Source organism: Bradyrhizobium sp. ORS 278 (genome assembly GCF_000026145.1).
Classification (GTDB): domain Bacteria; phylum Pseudomonadota; class Alphaproteobacteria; order Rhizobiales; family Xanthobacteraceae; genus Bradyrhizobium.
Genome location: NC_009445.1, coordinates 6,080,344 through 6,096,132, shown reverse-complemented (window position 1 = coordinate 6,096,132; position 15,789 = coordinate 6,080,344). Strand labels below are relative to the sequence as shown.

16 protein-coding genes are annotated in these 15,789 nt (G+C 64.4%); all 16 read left to right on the top strand.

Going from position 1 to position 15,789, the window contains the following annotated elements:
• The 16 genes from BRADO_RS27350 to BRADO_RS27275 all read left to right on the top strand — a co-directional run bounded on the left by BRADO_RS27350 (window position 1) and on the right by BRADO_RS27275 (window position 15,788).
• The gene (locus tag BRADO_RS27350; RefSeq protein ID WP_012029442.1) at window positions 1-1,167 is read left to right on the top strand and encodes a transporter substrate-binding domain-containing protein; all 1,167 of its coding nucleotides are present in this window, start codon (window positions 1-3) and stop codon (window positions 1,165-1,167) included.
• Window positions 1,168-1,202: 35 nt separating this feature from the next.
• Window positions 1,203-1,811, top strand: coding sequence for an ANTAR domain-containing response regulator (locus tag BRADO_RS27345; RefSeq protein WP_012029441.1), 609 nt, complete (start codon window positions 1,203-1,205; stop codon window positions 1,809-1,811).
• A gap of 251 nt (window positions 1,812-2,062) precedes the next feature.
• On the top strand, window positions 2,063-3,319 hold the full coding sequence (locus BRADO_RS27340; protein WP_012029440.1) for an ABC transporter substrate-binding protein: 1,257 nt from the start codon (window positions 2,063-2,065) through the stop codon (window positions 3,317-3,319).
• A 63-nt stretch (window positions 3,320-3,382) separates the two neighbouring features.
• Window positions 3,383-4,276 (top strand): urea ABC transporter permease subunit UrtB, encoded by an 894-nt coding sequence (urtB, locus tag BRADO_RS27335; RefSeq protein ID WP_012029439.1) that lies wholly within the window; start codon window positions 3,383-3,385, stop codon window positions 4,274-4,276.
• 2 nt (window positions 4,277-4,278) lie between these two features.
• On the top strand, window positions 4,279-5,421 hold the full coding sequence (gene urtC, locus BRADO_RS27330) for an urea ABC transporter permease subunit UrtC (protein WP_012029438.1): 1,143 nt from the start codon (window positions 4,279-4,281) through the stop codon (window positions 5,419-5,421).
• Between the two features lie 3 nt (window positions 5,422-5,424).
• A complete protein-coding gene (gene urtD, locus BRADO_RS27325; RefSeq protein WP_012029437.1) occupies window positions 5,425-6,168 on the top strand; it encodes an urea ABC transporter ATP-binding protein UrtD in 744 nt (247 codons plus the stop codon).
• Window positions 6,168-6,863 (top strand): urea ABC transporter ATP-binding subunit UrtE, encoded by a 696-nt coding sequence (gene urtE / locus BRADO_RS27320; RefSeq protein WP_012029436.1) that lies wholly within the window; start codon window positions 6,168-6,170, stop codon window positions 6,861-6,863. The genes urtD and urtE overlap by 1 nt, the downstream gene beginning before the upstream one ends.
• Before the next feature lie 92 nt (window positions 6,864-6,955).
• Window positions 6,956-7,993 (top strand): aliphatic amidase, encoded by a 1,038-nt coding sequence (locus tag BRADO_RS27315; protein WP_012029435.1) that lies wholly within the window; start codon window positions 6,956-6,958, stop codon window positions 7,991-7,993.
• Between the two features lie 195 nt (window positions 7,994-8,188).
• Complete coding sequence (locus tag BRADO_RS27310) at window positions 8,189-9,535, top strand: cytosine permease (RefSeq protein ID WP_050781047.1); 1,347 nt, start codon at window positions 8,189-8,191, stop codon at window positions 9,533-9,535.
• Window positions 9,536-9,609: 74 nt separating this feature from the next.
• Window positions 9,610-10,629, top strand: a complete 1,020-nt coding sequence (locus BRADO_RS27305; RefSeq protein WP_012029433.1) for an alpha/beta fold hydrolase — start codon at window positions 9,610-9,612, stop codon at window positions 10,627-10,629.
• Between the two features lie 55 nt (window positions 10,630-10,684).
• Entirely contained in the window at window positions 10,685-11,215 is a 531-nt protein-coding gene (ureE, locus tag BRADO_RS27300; protein ID WP_012029432.1) for an urease accessory protein UreE, read from the top strand.
• Between the two features lie 2 nt (window positions 11,216-11,217).
• Window positions 11,218-11,889, top strand: coding sequence for an urease accessory protein UreF (locus tag BRADO_RS27295; RefSeq protein ID WP_012029431.1), 672 nt, complete (start codon window positions 11,218-11,220; stop codon window positions 11,887-11,889).
• Window positions 11,890-11,901: 12 nt separating this feature from the next.
• On the top strand, window positions 11,902-12,597 hold the full coding sequence (locus BRADO_RS27290) for an urease subunit gamma (protein ID WP_012029430.1): 696 nt from the start codon (window positions 11,902-11,904) through the stop codon (window positions 12,595-12,597).
• A 21-nt stretch (window positions 12,598-12,618) separates the two neighbouring features.
• The gene (gene ureC, locus BRADO_RS27285) at window positions 12,619-14,328 is read left to right on the top strand and encodes an urease subunit alpha (protein WP_012029429.1); all 1,710 of its coding nucleotides are present in this window, start codon (window positions 12,619-12,621) and stop codon (window positions 14,326-14,328) included.
• A gap of 4 nt (window positions 14,329-14,332) precedes the next feature.
• Entirely contained in the window at window positions 14,333-14,980 is a 648-nt protein-coding gene (gene ureG, locus BRADO_RS27280) for an urease accessory protein UreG (protein WP_012029428.1), read from the top strand.
• On the top strand, window positions 14,946-15,788 hold the full coding sequence (locus tag BRADO_RS27275; RefSeq protein WP_012029427.1) for an urease accessory protein UreD: 843 nt from the start codon (window positions 14,946-14,948) through the stop codon (window positions 15,786-15,788). Before ureG ends, BRADO_RS27275 begins: the two co-directional genes overlap by 35 nt.
• Window position 15,789 lies beyond the last annotated feature (1 nt).

Here is a 15,789-nt window from a genome sequence, read left to right as displayed (position 1 = left end):
ATGGGTTCTTCAGAGAGGCAGCCTGAAAGCTGGCGTGTCGGCGTACTGTTTTCGCAGACCGGCGTGACCTCGGGCATCGAACGGACACAACTGAACGCAACTCTGCTCGCGATCTCCGAGATCAACGCCGCCGGAGGCATCCTGGGGCGCCCGGTCGAGCCGATCATCTACGATCCAGCGTCCGACCCCAAAAAATTCCGCGCCTTCGCCGAGCGGCTGTTCCAGGTTGACCGCATCCGTCTGCTGTTCGGCTGCTACATGTCGAGCACGCGCAAGGCCGTGTTGCCGTCGGTCGAAGGCCATCGCGGCCTGCTGTTCTACCCGACCCTGTACGAAGGCTTCGAGTACTCGCGCAACTGCATCTATACCGGCGCCGCCCCCAACCAGAATTCGTTGCAGCTCGCGCGCTTTCTGCTCTCGACCTACGGCAACCGCTTCCTGTTCGTCGGCTCGAACTATGTCTACCCCTACGAATCCAACCGGCTGATGGCCGATTTTGTCGTTCAGGGGAAGGGCAAGGTGCTGGACGAGATCTACGTGCCGCTGCACGCGCAGGCCAAGGATTTCGACAAGGTCATCGCCCGCATCAAGAAGACCTCGCCGGACGTGATCTTCTCGACCGTGGTCGGCAGCGGAACGGCCGATTTCTACCGCGCCTATCGCGCCGCCGGCTTCGATCCGACGCGGATGCCGATCGCGAGCCTGACCACCAGCGAGGCCGAGGTCGCCGAGATGGGCGCCGAATCCGCCGAGGGCCACATCACCGCCGCGCCGTTCTTCGAGACGCTGTCGTCACAGGCCGCGCGCCGCTTCGTCGCCAGCTTCAAGTCGAAGTATGGCGACGATGCGCCGGCGACGGCGTGCGCGGAGGCCGCCTACTTCCAGGTGCATCTGGCGATGCGGGCGGTGGCCAAATGCGGCTCCGATGATCCGGAGCAGGTGCTCGGCAACATGCGCGATTTCGAATTCGACGCGCCGCAGGGGCGGGTTCGGGTCGATCCCGAGAACAACCACACCTATCTGTGGCCGCGCATCGCGCGCGTCGACGGCCAGGGACGGTTCCAGATCGTCTGGAATCCCGGCGTTCGGGTGAAGCCGGATCCGTATTGCGTGGTCCAGAGTCTCGACGACTGGTCGGTCGACGAGCAGCAACTCATTCGGTCCTGAGGTCAGGGGTAGCGTGGCGGGGCGGAGAACCGGGCGTGGCGATCCAAATTCTTCGTGATCTGCGCGGCCTGCGGGTCCATGTCGTACACCCGCCGGACAGCGAGCGGACCAAACTGGTCGAACATCTGCGGCGCATCGGCTGCATGGTCGAGATGCAGTGGCCGGTGCCGGATTGCTGGGCCGAGGGCGCAGACGTGGTGCTGCTTGCGATCGAGCATGATGTGCGTTTGGAAATTCAGCGGCTGCTCAAATCGGATGCAAACCATCGGCCGACGCTGATCGCTGTCGTATCGTACGAGGATCCGTCGACGCTGCAACTCGTGCTCGAGGCCGGAGCCGTCGCCGTGATCGAGCGGCCGATCCGGCCGTTCGGATTGCTCACGAATCTGACGATCGCGCGCAGCCTTTGGCTGGAGCGGCGCGAAGCCGAGAAGCGCGTCCGCAAGCTCGAGCGCAAGCTGGCCGGCATCCAGCGCATTCAAAAAGCCAAGGCGATCCTGATGGATGGCCAAGGATTGAGCGAGGCTGATGCTTATGAGAGCATCCGTAAGCAGGCGATGTCCAAGCGGTTGTCGATGGACGACATGGCCGCGGCAATCATTCACGCTAACGAGCTCTTGCAATACCGCGTGAAAGGTGATTAGCTTTTATTAGTTGAGGGGAGAAATTCCTTCTCAGCGCCGCCGGACCATCAATGATGCTGGTCTGGCACCGGCTAGGTAGCCCGAAGAACCCGTGAAGGGTTCGTCGGGCTTTTTTGTTTTTGGGTTCGAGTCTGACCGTCGGCGCATGGCGCGTCGTCGGAGCTCGATCCGCTCTGGGCGATTTTTGGCAACAAGCAGCGTGCTTCGGCGCGAACGAGGACGCGTGCCTGGACAAACGGGGAGTGTGCGGTATGGCAGTCGATCGACGCAAATTCTTGAAGAGCGGTGCCCTGGCGGGCGGCGCGCTGATTACCTCGCCATGGGTGTTCTCGACCGGCGCGCAGGCGGCCGGCGAGATCAAGGTGGGCGTGCTGTTCTCGCTTACCGGCGGTCTTTCGATCGTCGAGAAGTCGCTGCACGATGCGACGATGATGGCGATCAGCGAGATCAACGCCGCCGGTGGCGTCAAGGGGATGAAAATCTCTGCGATCGCCGAGGATGGCGCATCCGATCCCAAGACGTATAACGAGAAGGCGTCGAAGCTCGTCATCCAGGACAAGGTCCCGACCGTGTTCGGCTCCTATACGTCCGCCAGCCGCAAGGCGGTCCTGCCGGTGTTCGAGAAGCGCAACAATCTCTATTTCTATCCGACCTATTATGAAGGCTTCGAGTGCTCGAAGAACGTCGTCTATACCGGCGCCGTTCCGAACCAGCAGCTGTCGAACTTCATTCCCTGGATCATCAAGACGCTCGGCAAGAAGAAGTTCTTCATCGTCGGGTCGAACTACATCTATCCGCGCGAGATGGCGAAGGTCTCCAAGATCCTGATCGAGAAGAACGGCGGCGAGTGGATCGCCGACGAATATCTCGAGCTCGGTCATTCTGAATGGGGCTCGATGGTCAACAAGATCAAGAGCTCCGGCTGCGACGTCGTGCTGTCCAACGTGGTCGGCGACTCCGTGATCGCGTTCTATCGCGAGTACAAGAACCAGGGCCTGACCCACGACAAGCTGCCGATCTGCGCGACGGTCACCTCTGAGATCGAGATCGCGGCGATGGGCGCCGAATACGCCGTCGGCTCCTTCACCTCGTTCCCGTACTTCCAGGCGATCGACACCGACCGCAACAAGGCGTTCATCGAGCGCTACCGTAAGTTCGTCAAGGACCCCAAGGCGGTGACGCACCACGCGCTTGAATCGTCGTACTTCCAGGTCTTCCTGTGGAAGCAGGCGGTGGAGAAGGCCGCCGAGATCACGCCGGTGGCGATCCGCGAGGCGGTGAAGGGCCAGGAGTTCGACGCGCCCAACGGCCACGTCAAGATCGAGGCCGAGAACCTGCATACGTACCTGACGCCGCGCATCGCGCAGTGGCTGCCGGACGGGCAGGGCAAGATCATCGATGCGTACAAGGAGCCGGTCATGCCGCTTCCTTACGTCGCCTACGGCGAAACTCCGACGAACCTCTTCTGCACCGGCAAGGGGCTCGACGCGGCCAAGCTGAAAACCTGACGTCAAGGAAACCCTGTCCACCGCGCGCCTCCCTCGCGCGGTGGATGGCGGGAGGCATCTGTCATGCTCGAGGTTCTGTTTATCGGTCTCAGCCTGGGATCGATCCTGCTCCTGGTCGCGCTCGGTCTCGCCATCACCTATGGCGCGATGGGCGTCATCAACATGGCGCATGGCGAGATGGTCATGGTCGGCGCCTACGTGACTGTGCTCTCCGGCCTGTGGCTCGGCACCAACATCTTCGTCGCGATCCCGCTGGCCTTCATCGTCACCGCGCTGCTTGGGCTGCTGATCGAGCGCGTCGTGGTGCGCAAGCTCTATGGCCGGCTGCTCGACACGCTGCTCGCGACCTGGGGCATCGCCATTCTGATTCAGCAGGCGGTGCGGCTCGAATTCGGGCTGTCGTTCCTCGGCATTCACATCCAGGGCCTTGGGCCGGGTCTGCAGAACGTGAGTGTGCCCGACATCCTGCAGGGCACGTTCCGCTTTGCCGGCTCCGACATCAACCGTTACCGCGCCTTCATCATTCTCATCACTGCCATTCTCGCCATTGCCACCTGGTTCGTGATCTACCGCACCGTGGCTGGCACGCAGGTCCGCGCCATCATCCGCAATCCGAAGATGGCGGCGGCCTGCGGCATCGACGTCACCCGGGTCAACGCGCTGACGTTCGCATTCGGATCGGGGCTCGCCGGAGTGGCCGGCGTGATGATGTCCGGCTTCAAGACGGTCTTCCCGGACATGGGCACGTCGATGGTGGTCGACGGTTTCCTCGTTGTCGTGATGGGTGGCGTCGGCAGCCTGCTCGGCTCGGTCCTGTCGGCCGGCATTCTCGGTGAGATCAACGGCCTCGTTGCTGCGGCGACCAACGACATCCTCGCCCGCGCTGTCGTGTTCGGCGTCGTGATCGCCATCATCGTGCTCAAGCCGAAGGGCCTGTTTGCCCTCAAGGGACGCTGATCATGATGTCGAAGCGACGCATCGACTGGGCGATCTACGCGATCTTCATTGTCGCGATCATGCTCGTGCCGCTGATCATGGACTCGTTCTGGCTCAACCGGCTGGCCAAATATCTCGTATTCGGAATGCTGGGTATCGCTGTGGCGCTGTCCTGGGGCTATGCCGGCATCCTCAACCTCGGCCAGGGCCTGTTCTTCGGGGCCGGGGCCTACATGCTGGCGATGTCGCTGAAGCTCGCAAGCTCGACCAGCCTGCAGCAGGGTTCCGACAAGCCGGTGCCCGACTTCATGCTGTGGAACGCCGAGCCCGGCGCCAAGACCGAGCTGTGCTGCATCAACAAGGCGTCGTTTCTCTGGCTGCCGTTCCAGAGCCAATGGTTCGGCGTTGCGATGGGTCTGATCCTGCCCGTCGTGATCGCCTTCGTGCTCGGTTCGATCGTGTTCCGCAAGCGCATCGCCGGGGTCTTCGTGTCTATCATCACGCTGGCGCTGGTGCTGCTGGTGCGGCTGGTCATGATCGACGCCCAGCCGGTGACGAACGGCTTCAACGGCCTCACCGACCTCGGCTGGTTCAAGCTCGGCGAGTTCGAATTCGATCCCTATGTGGTCCCGACCTATTATCTGATCGCGATCTCGCTCAGCGTCATGCTTGTGCTCGCCCGGCTGCTGGTCGAGACCCGGGCCGGCGTCATCCTCCAGGCGATCCGCGATGACCAGAACCGCGCGCGCTATCTCGGCTTCGACGTGCCGGCCTACCAGACGTTTTTCTTTGCCGTGTCGGCGCTCATCGCGGGCTTCGCCGGCATGCTCTACGTCATCGTGTCGGAGTTCGCCTCGCCCACCTTCATGGATCTGAGCTTCTCGATCACCATGGTGGTGTGGGCCGCGGTCGGCGGCCGAGCCTCGATCCTCGGCGCCTGCATCGGCGCAATTCTGATCAACATGATCTCGGCGACGGTCAGCGAGACCGAAGGGTTCGCGGAGGCCTGGAAGGCAATCATCGGCCTCGTCTTCGTTCTGGTCGTGCTCTATCTGCCGCGCGGCATCGCCGGCCTCGCGCATGACCTGATCGATCGCCTCGTCGCCCGCAAGCCGTCGACGCCGGCGCTCGGTGTCACCGATCCATCCTCGCAGCCCGCGGAGTAGCCGATGGCCCAGGCAGCGCTCACCATCGACGGACTCAGCGTCGACTTCGAAGGCTTCAAGGCGGTCAACGGCGTGTCGATGATCGTCGAGGACGGCGAACTGCGCGTGCTGCTCGGCGCCAACGGCGCCGGCAAGACCACGCTGATGGATCTGATCTCCGGCAAGACCAAGTCCACCAGCGGCCGCGTCTTCGTGCACGACACTGAGATCACCAATTGGGAGGAACACAAGATCGCGCGCGCCGGCATCGGCCGCAAGTTCCAGATCCCGAGCGTGTTCAAGGAACTCACCGTCCGCCGCAACCTGGAAGTAGCGAGCTGCAAGAATCCCGGTGTGTTCGCCAATCTCGGCTTCGGTTTTGCCGCGAAAGCCAAGATCGATGAGGTGCTGGAGCTGATCGGGCTCACCGAGGAGGCGAACCAGGTCGCGGCCTATCTCAGCCACGGCCAGACCCAATGGCTCGAGCTCGGGCTGCTGATCACTCAGGATCCCAAGATCATCCTGCTGGACGAGCCGACGGCGGGGATGACGCAGGCGGAGACGCACAAGACGTCGCTGATCGTCAACAACCTCAAGGGCCGCCACACCATTATCGTCGTCGAACACGACATGGCCTTCGTGCGCGAAATCGCGGAGCGGATCACGGTGCTGCATCTCGGGCAGGTGCTGGCGGAGGGAAGCGTCGCCGAGATCGAGAACGATCCCAAGGTGCGCGCCGCCTATCTCGGATCGAAGGGGATTTCCTGATGCTGGCGCTCGCCCATGTCGACAGCTTCTACGACCGCAGCCACATCCTGCACGACGTCACGCTCGACGTACCCGAGGGGCGCGTCACGGCGGTGCTTGGCCGCAACGGCACCGGGAAGACGACCCTGCTGAAGACGCTGATGGGGCTGACCGATCGGATGCACGGTCAGATCCGTTTGGGCGACCAGGAGATCGGCTCAGAGCCGACATTCAGGCGGGCGCGCGCCGGCATCGCCTATGTCCCGCAGGGTCGAGAGATCATCCCTGACTTCACCATTCGCGAGAACATCCTGATGGGCTCGTTCGCGCGGGCCGACGGCAAGCGCGAGATTCCGCCGCTGGTCGCCGAGCTGTTCCCGTATCTGATGAACAATCTTGACCGTAATGGCGGCGTGCTGTCCGGTGGTCAGCAGCAACAGCTCGCGATCGCGCGCGCGCTCGCCGCCAATCCCAGGATCATCCTGCTCGACGAACCGAACGAGGGGATTCAGCCCTCCATCGTCGAGGAGATCGAGCAGGTCATCATCCGGCTCAACCGCGAGGTCGGGCTGACGGTGATACTGGTCGAGCAGAACGTCGCGTTCGCCCGTAATGCGGCCCATCGCTTCGCGATGATGGAGAAGGGACGCATCGTTGCCGCGGGCGATATTTCGGAACTCACCGACGCGATGGTCCATCGCCATATGGCGGTGTGACGGGTCTGCGTCGTGGAGAAAGGGAGGTGCGTCGACCAGCGCACCGGATGTGTAACGGCAGGCTTTGACGGGTTGGTAGCAAGGAGAGCAAGATGCTGCACGGTGATATCACTTCGAGTAACGACACGATCGGCGTCGCCGTCGTGAACTACAAAATGCCGCGCCTCCACACCAAGGCGGAGGTGCTCGACAATGCCCGCAAGATCGCCGACATGATCGTCGGCATGAAGACGGGTCTGCCGGGCATGGACCTCGTGATCTTCCCGGAATACTCGACCCACGGCATCATGTACGACTCCAAGGAGATGTATGAGACGGCCTCGACCGTGCCGGGCGACGAGACCGAGATCTTTGCGGAAGCCTGCCGAAAGGCGAAGGTCTGGGGCGTGTTTTCGCTGACCGGTGAGCGCCACGAGGAACACCCGAAGAAGGCGCCCTACAACACGCTGATCCTGATGAACGACAAGGGCGAGATCGTGCAGAAATATCGCAAGATCATGCCCTGGGTGCCGATCGAGGGCTGGTATCCCGGCAACTGCACCTATGTCTCGGAAGGGCCGAAGGGCCTGAAAATCTCGCTCATCATCTGCGACGACGGCAATTATCCCGAGATCTGGCGTGACTGCGCCATGAAGGGCGCCGAGCTGATCGTGCGCTGCCAGGGCTACATGTATCCGGCCAAGGATCAGCAGGTGATCATGGCAAAGGCGATGGCCTGGGCCAACAACGTCTATGTCGCGGTTGCCAATGCGTCCGGCTTCGACGGCGTCTACTCCTATTTCGGCCATTCGGCGATCATCGGATTCGATGGCCGTACGCTTGGCGAATGCGGCGAGGAGGATTACGGCGTTCAGTACGCGCAGCTGTCCAAGTCGCTGATCCGCGACGCGCGCAAGAACGGCCAGTCGCAGAATCACCTCTTCAAGCTGCTGCACCGCGGCTACACCGGCATGATCAACTCCGGCGATGGCGATCGCGGCGTCGCGGCCTGTCCGTATGATTTCTACGCCAAGTGGGTCGCCGATCCCGAAGGAACGCGCGAGATGGTGGAGTCGTTCACCCGCTCCACGGTCGGGACCGAGGAATGTCCGATCGAGGGCATTCCGAACAAGAAGGTCGCGCACCGGTAGGCGGGGCCAAGCGAGAGCGGCGGAGCTGTCCGCCGCTCTCCTGATCCGCCGGACCTTCCGCTTGGGGTAGGCAGGGCCGGACGCGGCAGGTCGAGGCGCAACCCGAAAAGATTGGCTTTGCTGGCGTCGTCGGAACTCGACGGCGAATGAGACATCGTGCGTGAACGTCAACGACACATTCACAGGGGCACTGCAATGGATCACAGTTTGGCTAAGGCCGGTTCCGTCACCGGCAATCTTCATGATGCGGAGGATCAGGTCGATCATCTGCTCGGCAGCGAATACGAGCACGAGCCTGTGCCGATGAGCGCGCGGCGCAGCGCCTTCTCGGTGACCATGGTGTGGCTCGGCTTCCCGATGATCATTACCGGAGCCATGACGGGCTCGCTGCTCGTGCTGGGGATGGGCTTCTCCCGCGCGCTCGTCGCCATGATCGTGGGCAACCTGATCATGCTCGCCTATGTCGGACTGCTCGGGCTGATCGGGACCAAGCGCGGCATGAACTTCGCGCTGATCGCCAGCATCGTGTTCGGGAAGAAAGGATATGTGTTCGCCTCCGGCCTGCTCTCGACGCTGCTGCTCGGCTGGTACGCGGTACAGACCGGGATCACCGGAGCTCTTGTGAGTTCGACCTACGGGCTCAACTATGTCGCCATGACGATCCTGGCCGGTCTATTGTACATCGGCATCACGTTCGTCGGCGTGAAGGGACTGCACTATATCGGGCTGGTCTCGGTGCCGCTCTTCGTCGTTCTCGGCCTCTATGTCGCGATCGATGCGGCCGTGAGTCATTCGGCGTCCGCCATCTTCGCCTACGCCGGCAATGGCGGCGTCGCGACGATGTCGATGGGCGTCGGGCTGACGGTCGTGATCGCGCTGTTCATCGACGCCGGAACGGTGACGGCCGATTTCAACCGATGGGCCAAGACCCCGACCGCATCCCTGGTGGCGACCTTCAGCGCATTTCCCTTCGCCAACCTGATCGCGATGCTTGTCGGCGGCGTGATGACGGCAGCGCTGGCGGTTCCGAACGCCAATCCGTTCGGTGCCGACAACATGTTCGGCTACATGAACGGCAAGCAGATGGCGTGGCTCAGTGTGCTTGCGTTCCTGTTCCTCTACATCAACCTGGGGTCCGTCTGCTCGCACTGCCTCTACAATGCGGCGACCGGCTGGTCGCGGATCCTGGGAACGCATATGCGGCTGATGGCCGTCATTCTCGGCGCGATCGGCATTGCGGTCGCCGCGGGTAACGTCTGGGCGTTCTTCATTCAGTGGCTGTCGTTGCTCGGTATCCTCGTTCCCCCGATCGGCGCGATCATTCTGATCGACCAGTATCTGTTCAGGCCGGAGTCGAAGATCGATGCCGATTGGCGCCCGCAGGCGTTCGTGGCCTGGGCTGTCGGCTCGATCTGCGCCTTCGTCGTGGAGCAGTGGATGCCGTATCTGTCGACAGCGCTGTCAGCGGCGATCGTGGCCGGCGTGGTCTATTTCGGCATCAGCCGGTCGACGAGCGGTAGTGCCGTCCCTGCAAAATCGTGAAGCGCCATCTTCGGCGGCCACCGCGCGCGGTGACCGCCGAACCGTCATTGCAATTCCAGAACAGGAGCATCATCGTGAGTCTCGATTACGACATCTACGATCTCGGCGACGTCAAGCTCCAGCGCGGCGCAACCCTGCGCGGCTGCAAGCTGGCCTACAAGACGTTCGGAACGCTGAACGCAGCGAAGGACAACGTCATCGTCTATCCGACCTGGTACTCCGGGCAGCACTACGACAATGAATGGCTGATCGGCGCAGGCCGGGCGCTCGATCCGGCCAAGTATTTCATCATCATTCCCAACATGCTGGGCAACGGGCTGTCGTCGTCGCCGAGCAACACGCCGGAGCCCTATAATGGGCCGCGGTTCCCGCAGGTCACCGCCTATGACAACGTGCGGGTTCAGCATCGTCTGGTGACTGAAAAGTTCGGCGTCTCGCACATTCGCCTCGTCACGGGCTGGTCGATGGGCGCGCTGCAGACGTTCCATTGGGGCGCACTCTATCCCGACATGATGGACCTGATCGCGCCGTTCTGCGGCTCGGCGAAATGCTCGCGGCACAACTTCGTGTTCCTCGAGGGCGTGAAGGCGGCGCTCACCGCTGACGCCGCGTGGAAGGAGGGCTGGTACACCGACAAGCCGGCGCGCGGCCTTCGCGCCGCGGCACGCGTCTATGCCGGCTGGGGTTTCTCGCAGGCGTTCTATCGCGAGCAACTCGATCTCAAGGCCATGGGCTACTCGTCGCTGGAGGACTTCCTGGTCGCGTTCTGGGAAGGCTTCTTCCTGCCGAAGGATCCAAACAATCTGCTGACGATGCTGTGGACCTGGCAAAACGGCGATATCAGCGACAACGAGATCTACAAGGGTGATTTCAAGGCGGCGCTCGGCGCGATCAAGGCCAAGGCGTTCGTGATGCCGGGCCAGACCGATCTCTACTTCCCGCCGGAGGACAGTCAGTTCGAGGTCGCGCATATGCCGAACGCCGAGTTCATCCCGGTGCCGTCGATCTGGGGGCATTTCGCCGGCGGACCGGGCACGAACCCGGCTGACGTCGACTTCATCGATGCCAAGCTCAAGGCGCTGCTCGCCTCGTGACGCATCGCGGTGGCGGCGCGGGCCGCCACCGCAGACACAGTGAGGGATCGATCGCATGTTACGAATCGAGCACGTCCTGGGTAGCCGCATCGATGCCGCTCTGGCGGAGCCACTGCACAAGCTCGAGCATCGCGGCGGCATCGACGTGGTCGACATTCCCGCGCCCGATCTCGCACGCCGGCGGCTGCTCGTCTCGACTCGCAAAGGCGAGGAGCTGGCCATCGCGCTGCCGCGGGCCGAGAGGCTGTTCGACGGCGCGGTGCTGCTGTTGGAGGCCGACCGTGCGATCGTGGTGCGTGCCGCGACCGAACGCTGGCTGCGGCTCGAGCCGCGCTCGATCTCGGACGCGGTGGAGCTCGGCTATCAGGTGGGCAACCTGCACTGGCGGGTCCGGTTCGGCGGCGAGGTGCTGCTGGTGGCGCTCGAGGGGCGGCCCGAGGACTACACGGCGCGGATCGAGAACCTGGTCGCGGCCCGGCGTGTGGCCGTCACCGTGCTCGACGAGGAGTCCGCCGATAGCCCGGCGCAGGCCGACGCTGCACCCGGAAGCGGACATGGTCACCATCATCACCACGGCGATCACTGACCATGCTGCCGATGTTGCGCGCGATCTGGCAGGCCGACGCCGCGTTTCCAAGCGGCGCCTTCGCATTCTCCTACGGGATCGAAGGCGCGTTGTCGCTGCGCCCCGACATGACCCTGCATGATTTCGAGCGGCTTTGTGCCGCGGTGCTGCGGCAGCGCTGGGCGAGCTATGACCGGGTGGCTCTGCTGCGCGCGTTCCGGACCGGTCCCGGGCTGGACGCACTCGCGACGATCGACCGGCAGGTCGAAGCGTCGACGGTGATCGAGACGCTGCGCGCCGGCTCGCGCCGCAACGGCGCATCGTTCCTGGCGGCGCATGCGCGGCTCGGTCAGCCCCTGGCGGTCGATCTGCGGGAGGCCGTCCGGGCAGGGAAGTGTCTCGGGCACATCGCCGTGATGCAGGGCGCGCTGTGGGCGGCGCTCGGACTCGATCAGCGTCATGCCGAATTGTGCTCGGCCTATACGGTCGCGTCCGGACTGATCACGGCCGCGGTGCGGCTCGGCGCCGTCGGCGCGCTGCAGGGACAGGGTGTCTTGCAGGCGCTGCTGCCGCTGATCGACGATCTGCTCGCGACGCCGGTCGACGACGAGGCCGAGCTCGAAAGCTTCATCCCCTTTCTCGACGTCGCGACGGCGCGACACGTCCACGCCGAGCTGCGCCTGTTTGCCAATTGAGAGCGAGACCGTATGCTGCTGACACCCACCGAACTCGAGCGCCTCACCATCTTCAACGCCGCCGAGCTGTCGCGCCGCCGCCGCGGCCGCGGACTCAAGCTGAACTATCCGGAAGCTGTCGCGATCATCACCGACGAGATCCTTGAAGGCGCGCGCGATGGCCGCAGCGTGGCCGACCTGATCAGCCACGGCTCGACCATCCTCACCACTGACGACGTGCTGCCCGGGATCGCCGCGATGATGGACATCATCCAGGTCGAATGTGTTTTTCCCGATGGCACCAAACTGGTGACCGTGCACGAGCCGATCCGTCCCGCGCCGGGTTCGGCTGCCGATCCCGAACGGCCCGGCGAAATCAGGGCGCAAGCCGGACAGCTTGCGCTCAATGCCGGCCGACGCAGCGTGACACTGACCGCTGTCAACACGGGGGATCGGCCGATCCAGATCGGCTCGCATTTCCACTTCTTCGAGGTCAACAAGGCGCTCGAATTCGACCGCGCTTCTGCATTCAACATGCGGCTCGACATTCCTGCCGGCACCGCGGTGCGGTTCGAGCCGGGCGCCTCGAAGGAGGTCACCTTGGTGGAGTTCGGCGGCCACCAGCAGCTGAGCGGGCTGAACAATCTCACCGACGGCACCGCGTCGGATCCGGCCGTCCGCAGCGCGGCGCTGGCCCGGGCTAAGGCGCGCGGCTTTCGCGGGGCGTGACCATTTCAAGGGGGACATCACGTGGCGACGATCGACCGGCGTGACTACGCCGCACTCTACGGCCCGACAACGGGTGATGCGGTCCGGCTCGGCGACACCTCGCTGTTTGCCGTGGTCGAGAAGGACCACGCCGTCTATGGCGACGAGTGCCTTCATGGCGGCGGCAAGACGTTGCGTGACGGCATCGGCATGGCAGGTCTCACCAGCGCCGAGGGCGCGCTCGACTTCCTGCTCTGCAACGTCACCGTCATCGATCCCGTCATCGGAATCGTCAAGGGCGACCTCGGCATCCGCAACGGGCGCATCGTCGGCATCGGCAAGGCCGGCAATCCCGCGATCATGGACGGCGTCGATCCGCGCCTGATCGTCTCGACCGGCACCACCGTGCGCGACTGCGAGGGCCTGATCGCGACGCCCGGCGCGATCGACGTGCACGTGCATTTCGACAGCGCAGGTCTCGTCGAGCATGCGCTGGCGAGCGGCATCACCACGATGATCGGCGGCTCGCTTGGACCGATCACGGTCGGCATCGACTCCGGCGGTCCCTTCAATACCGGCAAGATGCTGCAGGCGGCAGAAGCCTGGCCGATGAATTTCGGCTTTCTCGGCCGCGGCAATTCGCATCGCGAGGCGCCGCTGATCGAGCAGCTGCAGACCGGCGTGATGGGGCTGAAGCTGCACGAGGACTGGGGCACGATGCCAGCGGCGATCGACACCTGCCTGAAGGTGGCCGATGCCTGCGATTTTCAGGTCCAGATCCACACCGATACGCTGAACGAATCGGGCTTCGTCGAGAACACGCTGGAGGCGATCGGCGGCCGCACCATCCACATGTATCACACCGAGGGCGCCGGCGGCGGCCATGCGCCTGATATCATCCGCGTCGCCGGCGAGATGCACTGCCTGCCGTCGTCGACCAATCCGACCAATCCCTACACGGTCAACACGTTCGACGAACATTTGGACATGACGATGGTGTGCCATCATCTCAACCCGGCGATCCCCGAGGATGTCGCCTTCGCCGAGAGTCGCATCCGCGCGCAGACGATCGCGGCCGAGGATGTGCTCCACGATATTGGCGCGATTTCGATGCTCGGCTCCGACAGCCAGGGCATGGGGCGCATCCATGAGGTGATCTGCCGGACCTGGCAGCTCGCTTCGAAGATGAAGGACCAGCGCGGGCCGCTTCCGGAGGACAGGCCTGGCTTCGGTGACAATGCCCGGATCCGGCGCTATATCGCGAAGTACACGATCAATGCCGCGAGGACCTTCGGCATCGCCGATCACATCGGCTCGCTCGAGGACGGCAAGATCGCCGACATCGTGGTGTGGCGGCCGTCGTTCTTCGGCATCAAGCCGGAGCTCGTGATCAAGAGCGGCTTCATTGCGTGGGGCGCGATGGGCGACAGCGCCGCCTCGCTGATGACCTGCGAGCCGATGCTGTTGCGGCCGCAATGGGGCGCGTTCGGCCGCGCACCGGCGGCGCTGTCGGCCTGCTTCGTGCATCCGCTGGCGATCGAGCGCGGGCTCGGCGCCGAGCTCGGCCTGTCGAAGCAGCTGTTGCCGGTGAAGGGCACGCGCAAGCTCTCCAAGCGCGACATGCTGTGGAACGACAACTGTCCGAAAGTCACGGTCGATCCGGAGACCTTCGACGTGTTCGTTGACGGCGAGCTCGCGACCTGCGAGCCGGCGCGCGAGCTGCCGCTGGCGCGGCGCTACATGCTGAGGTGAGACGATGCTGCAGACACTTCGGCAAGCCGACGCGCAAGTGACGGCCGGCGCGGCGCGGGTCGGCATCGGCGGCCCGGTCGGCTCGGGAAAGACCGCGCTGATCGAGGCGCTGATCCCGGTGCTGCAGCGGCGGGGCATCGATTTCGCCGTCGTCACCAACGATCTCGTCACCAAGGAGGACGCCGAGCGGCTGCGCCGTTCCGGCCTGATCGATCCGGAGAGGGTGTCGGCGGTCGAGGCCGGGGCCTGTCCGCACACCGTGATCCGCGAGGATCCCACGCTCAACATCGCCGCCGGCGACGAGCTCGAGGCGCGCTTTCCGGGTGTCGAGCTGATCCTCTTCGAGTCCGGCGGCGACAATCTCGCCTCGACCTTCTCGCTCGACCTCGTCGACTGGTGGATCTTCGTCATCGACGTCGCCGGCGGCGACGACATCCCGCGCAAGCGCGGACCCGGCCTGCTGCGCTGTGATCTCCTCGTCGTCAACAAGATGGACCTCGCGCCGCATGTCGGTGTCGATCTCGGCCGCATGCTGGAGGAGGCGCGGCAGGTGCGCGGTGGACGGCCGGTGATCGCCACCAATCTGAAGTCCGGCACTGGCGTGGAGGCGGTCGCCGATGCGATCTCCGCTGCAGTCCTGTTCCGCGTCTGAGGGCCGCGCGGTCGAGGCCGCGCTGTCCGTCGATCATGCCGGCGGCCGCAGCGTGCTGCGACGTCAGAATGTCGGCTATCCCTTGCACGTCACCCGCGGGTTCCATCTCGACGCCGCGCGGCCGGATCTGCTGACCTTGTATCTTCAATCGGCGTCCGGCGGCCTCTATGCCGGCGATCGAATTGCGCTCGACGTGAGCGTCGCGCGCGACGCGGCCTTCCATCTGACCACGCAGGCGGCGACGGTTGTTCATGACGGCCGTGGCATCGGCGCGCTGCAGCGCCAGACGATCACTGTCGACAGCGGCGCATTCTGCGCGATCACCACCGATCCCTACGTGCTGTTTCCCGGTGCCGAGCTCGCGCTCGATACGGTTGCGACCGTGGCGGACGATGCCGTGCTCTGCGTCGCCGACGGCTTCGCCGTGCACGATCCGCGCGCGAGCGGCCGCGCCTTCAGTGAGTTCTCCGGCCGGCTGCGGGTGCTGCGTCCCGATGGCCATCTGCTGCTGCACGATGCCGGCCGCGTCAGTGGCGACGAGCTGCATGGCGCGCTCGGCCCGTTCGCGGCCGCAGCCAATCTCATCATCGTCGCGCCGCCCGACCGGCTGCCGTCGGTCAAGAGCTTGCAACAGGCTGCGGATGGTTGCGGGGCGCTGGCCGGCGCGTCGCGTGCCCCGAACGATGCGGGTCTCGTGCTGCGCATCCTGGCCCCCGATGGCGGCACCTTGTCGCGCGCAACGGATGCGGCGTTCCACGTCGCAGCGGCGGCCGCGCTGGGCGTGACGTTGTCGCGCCGGCGCAAATAGC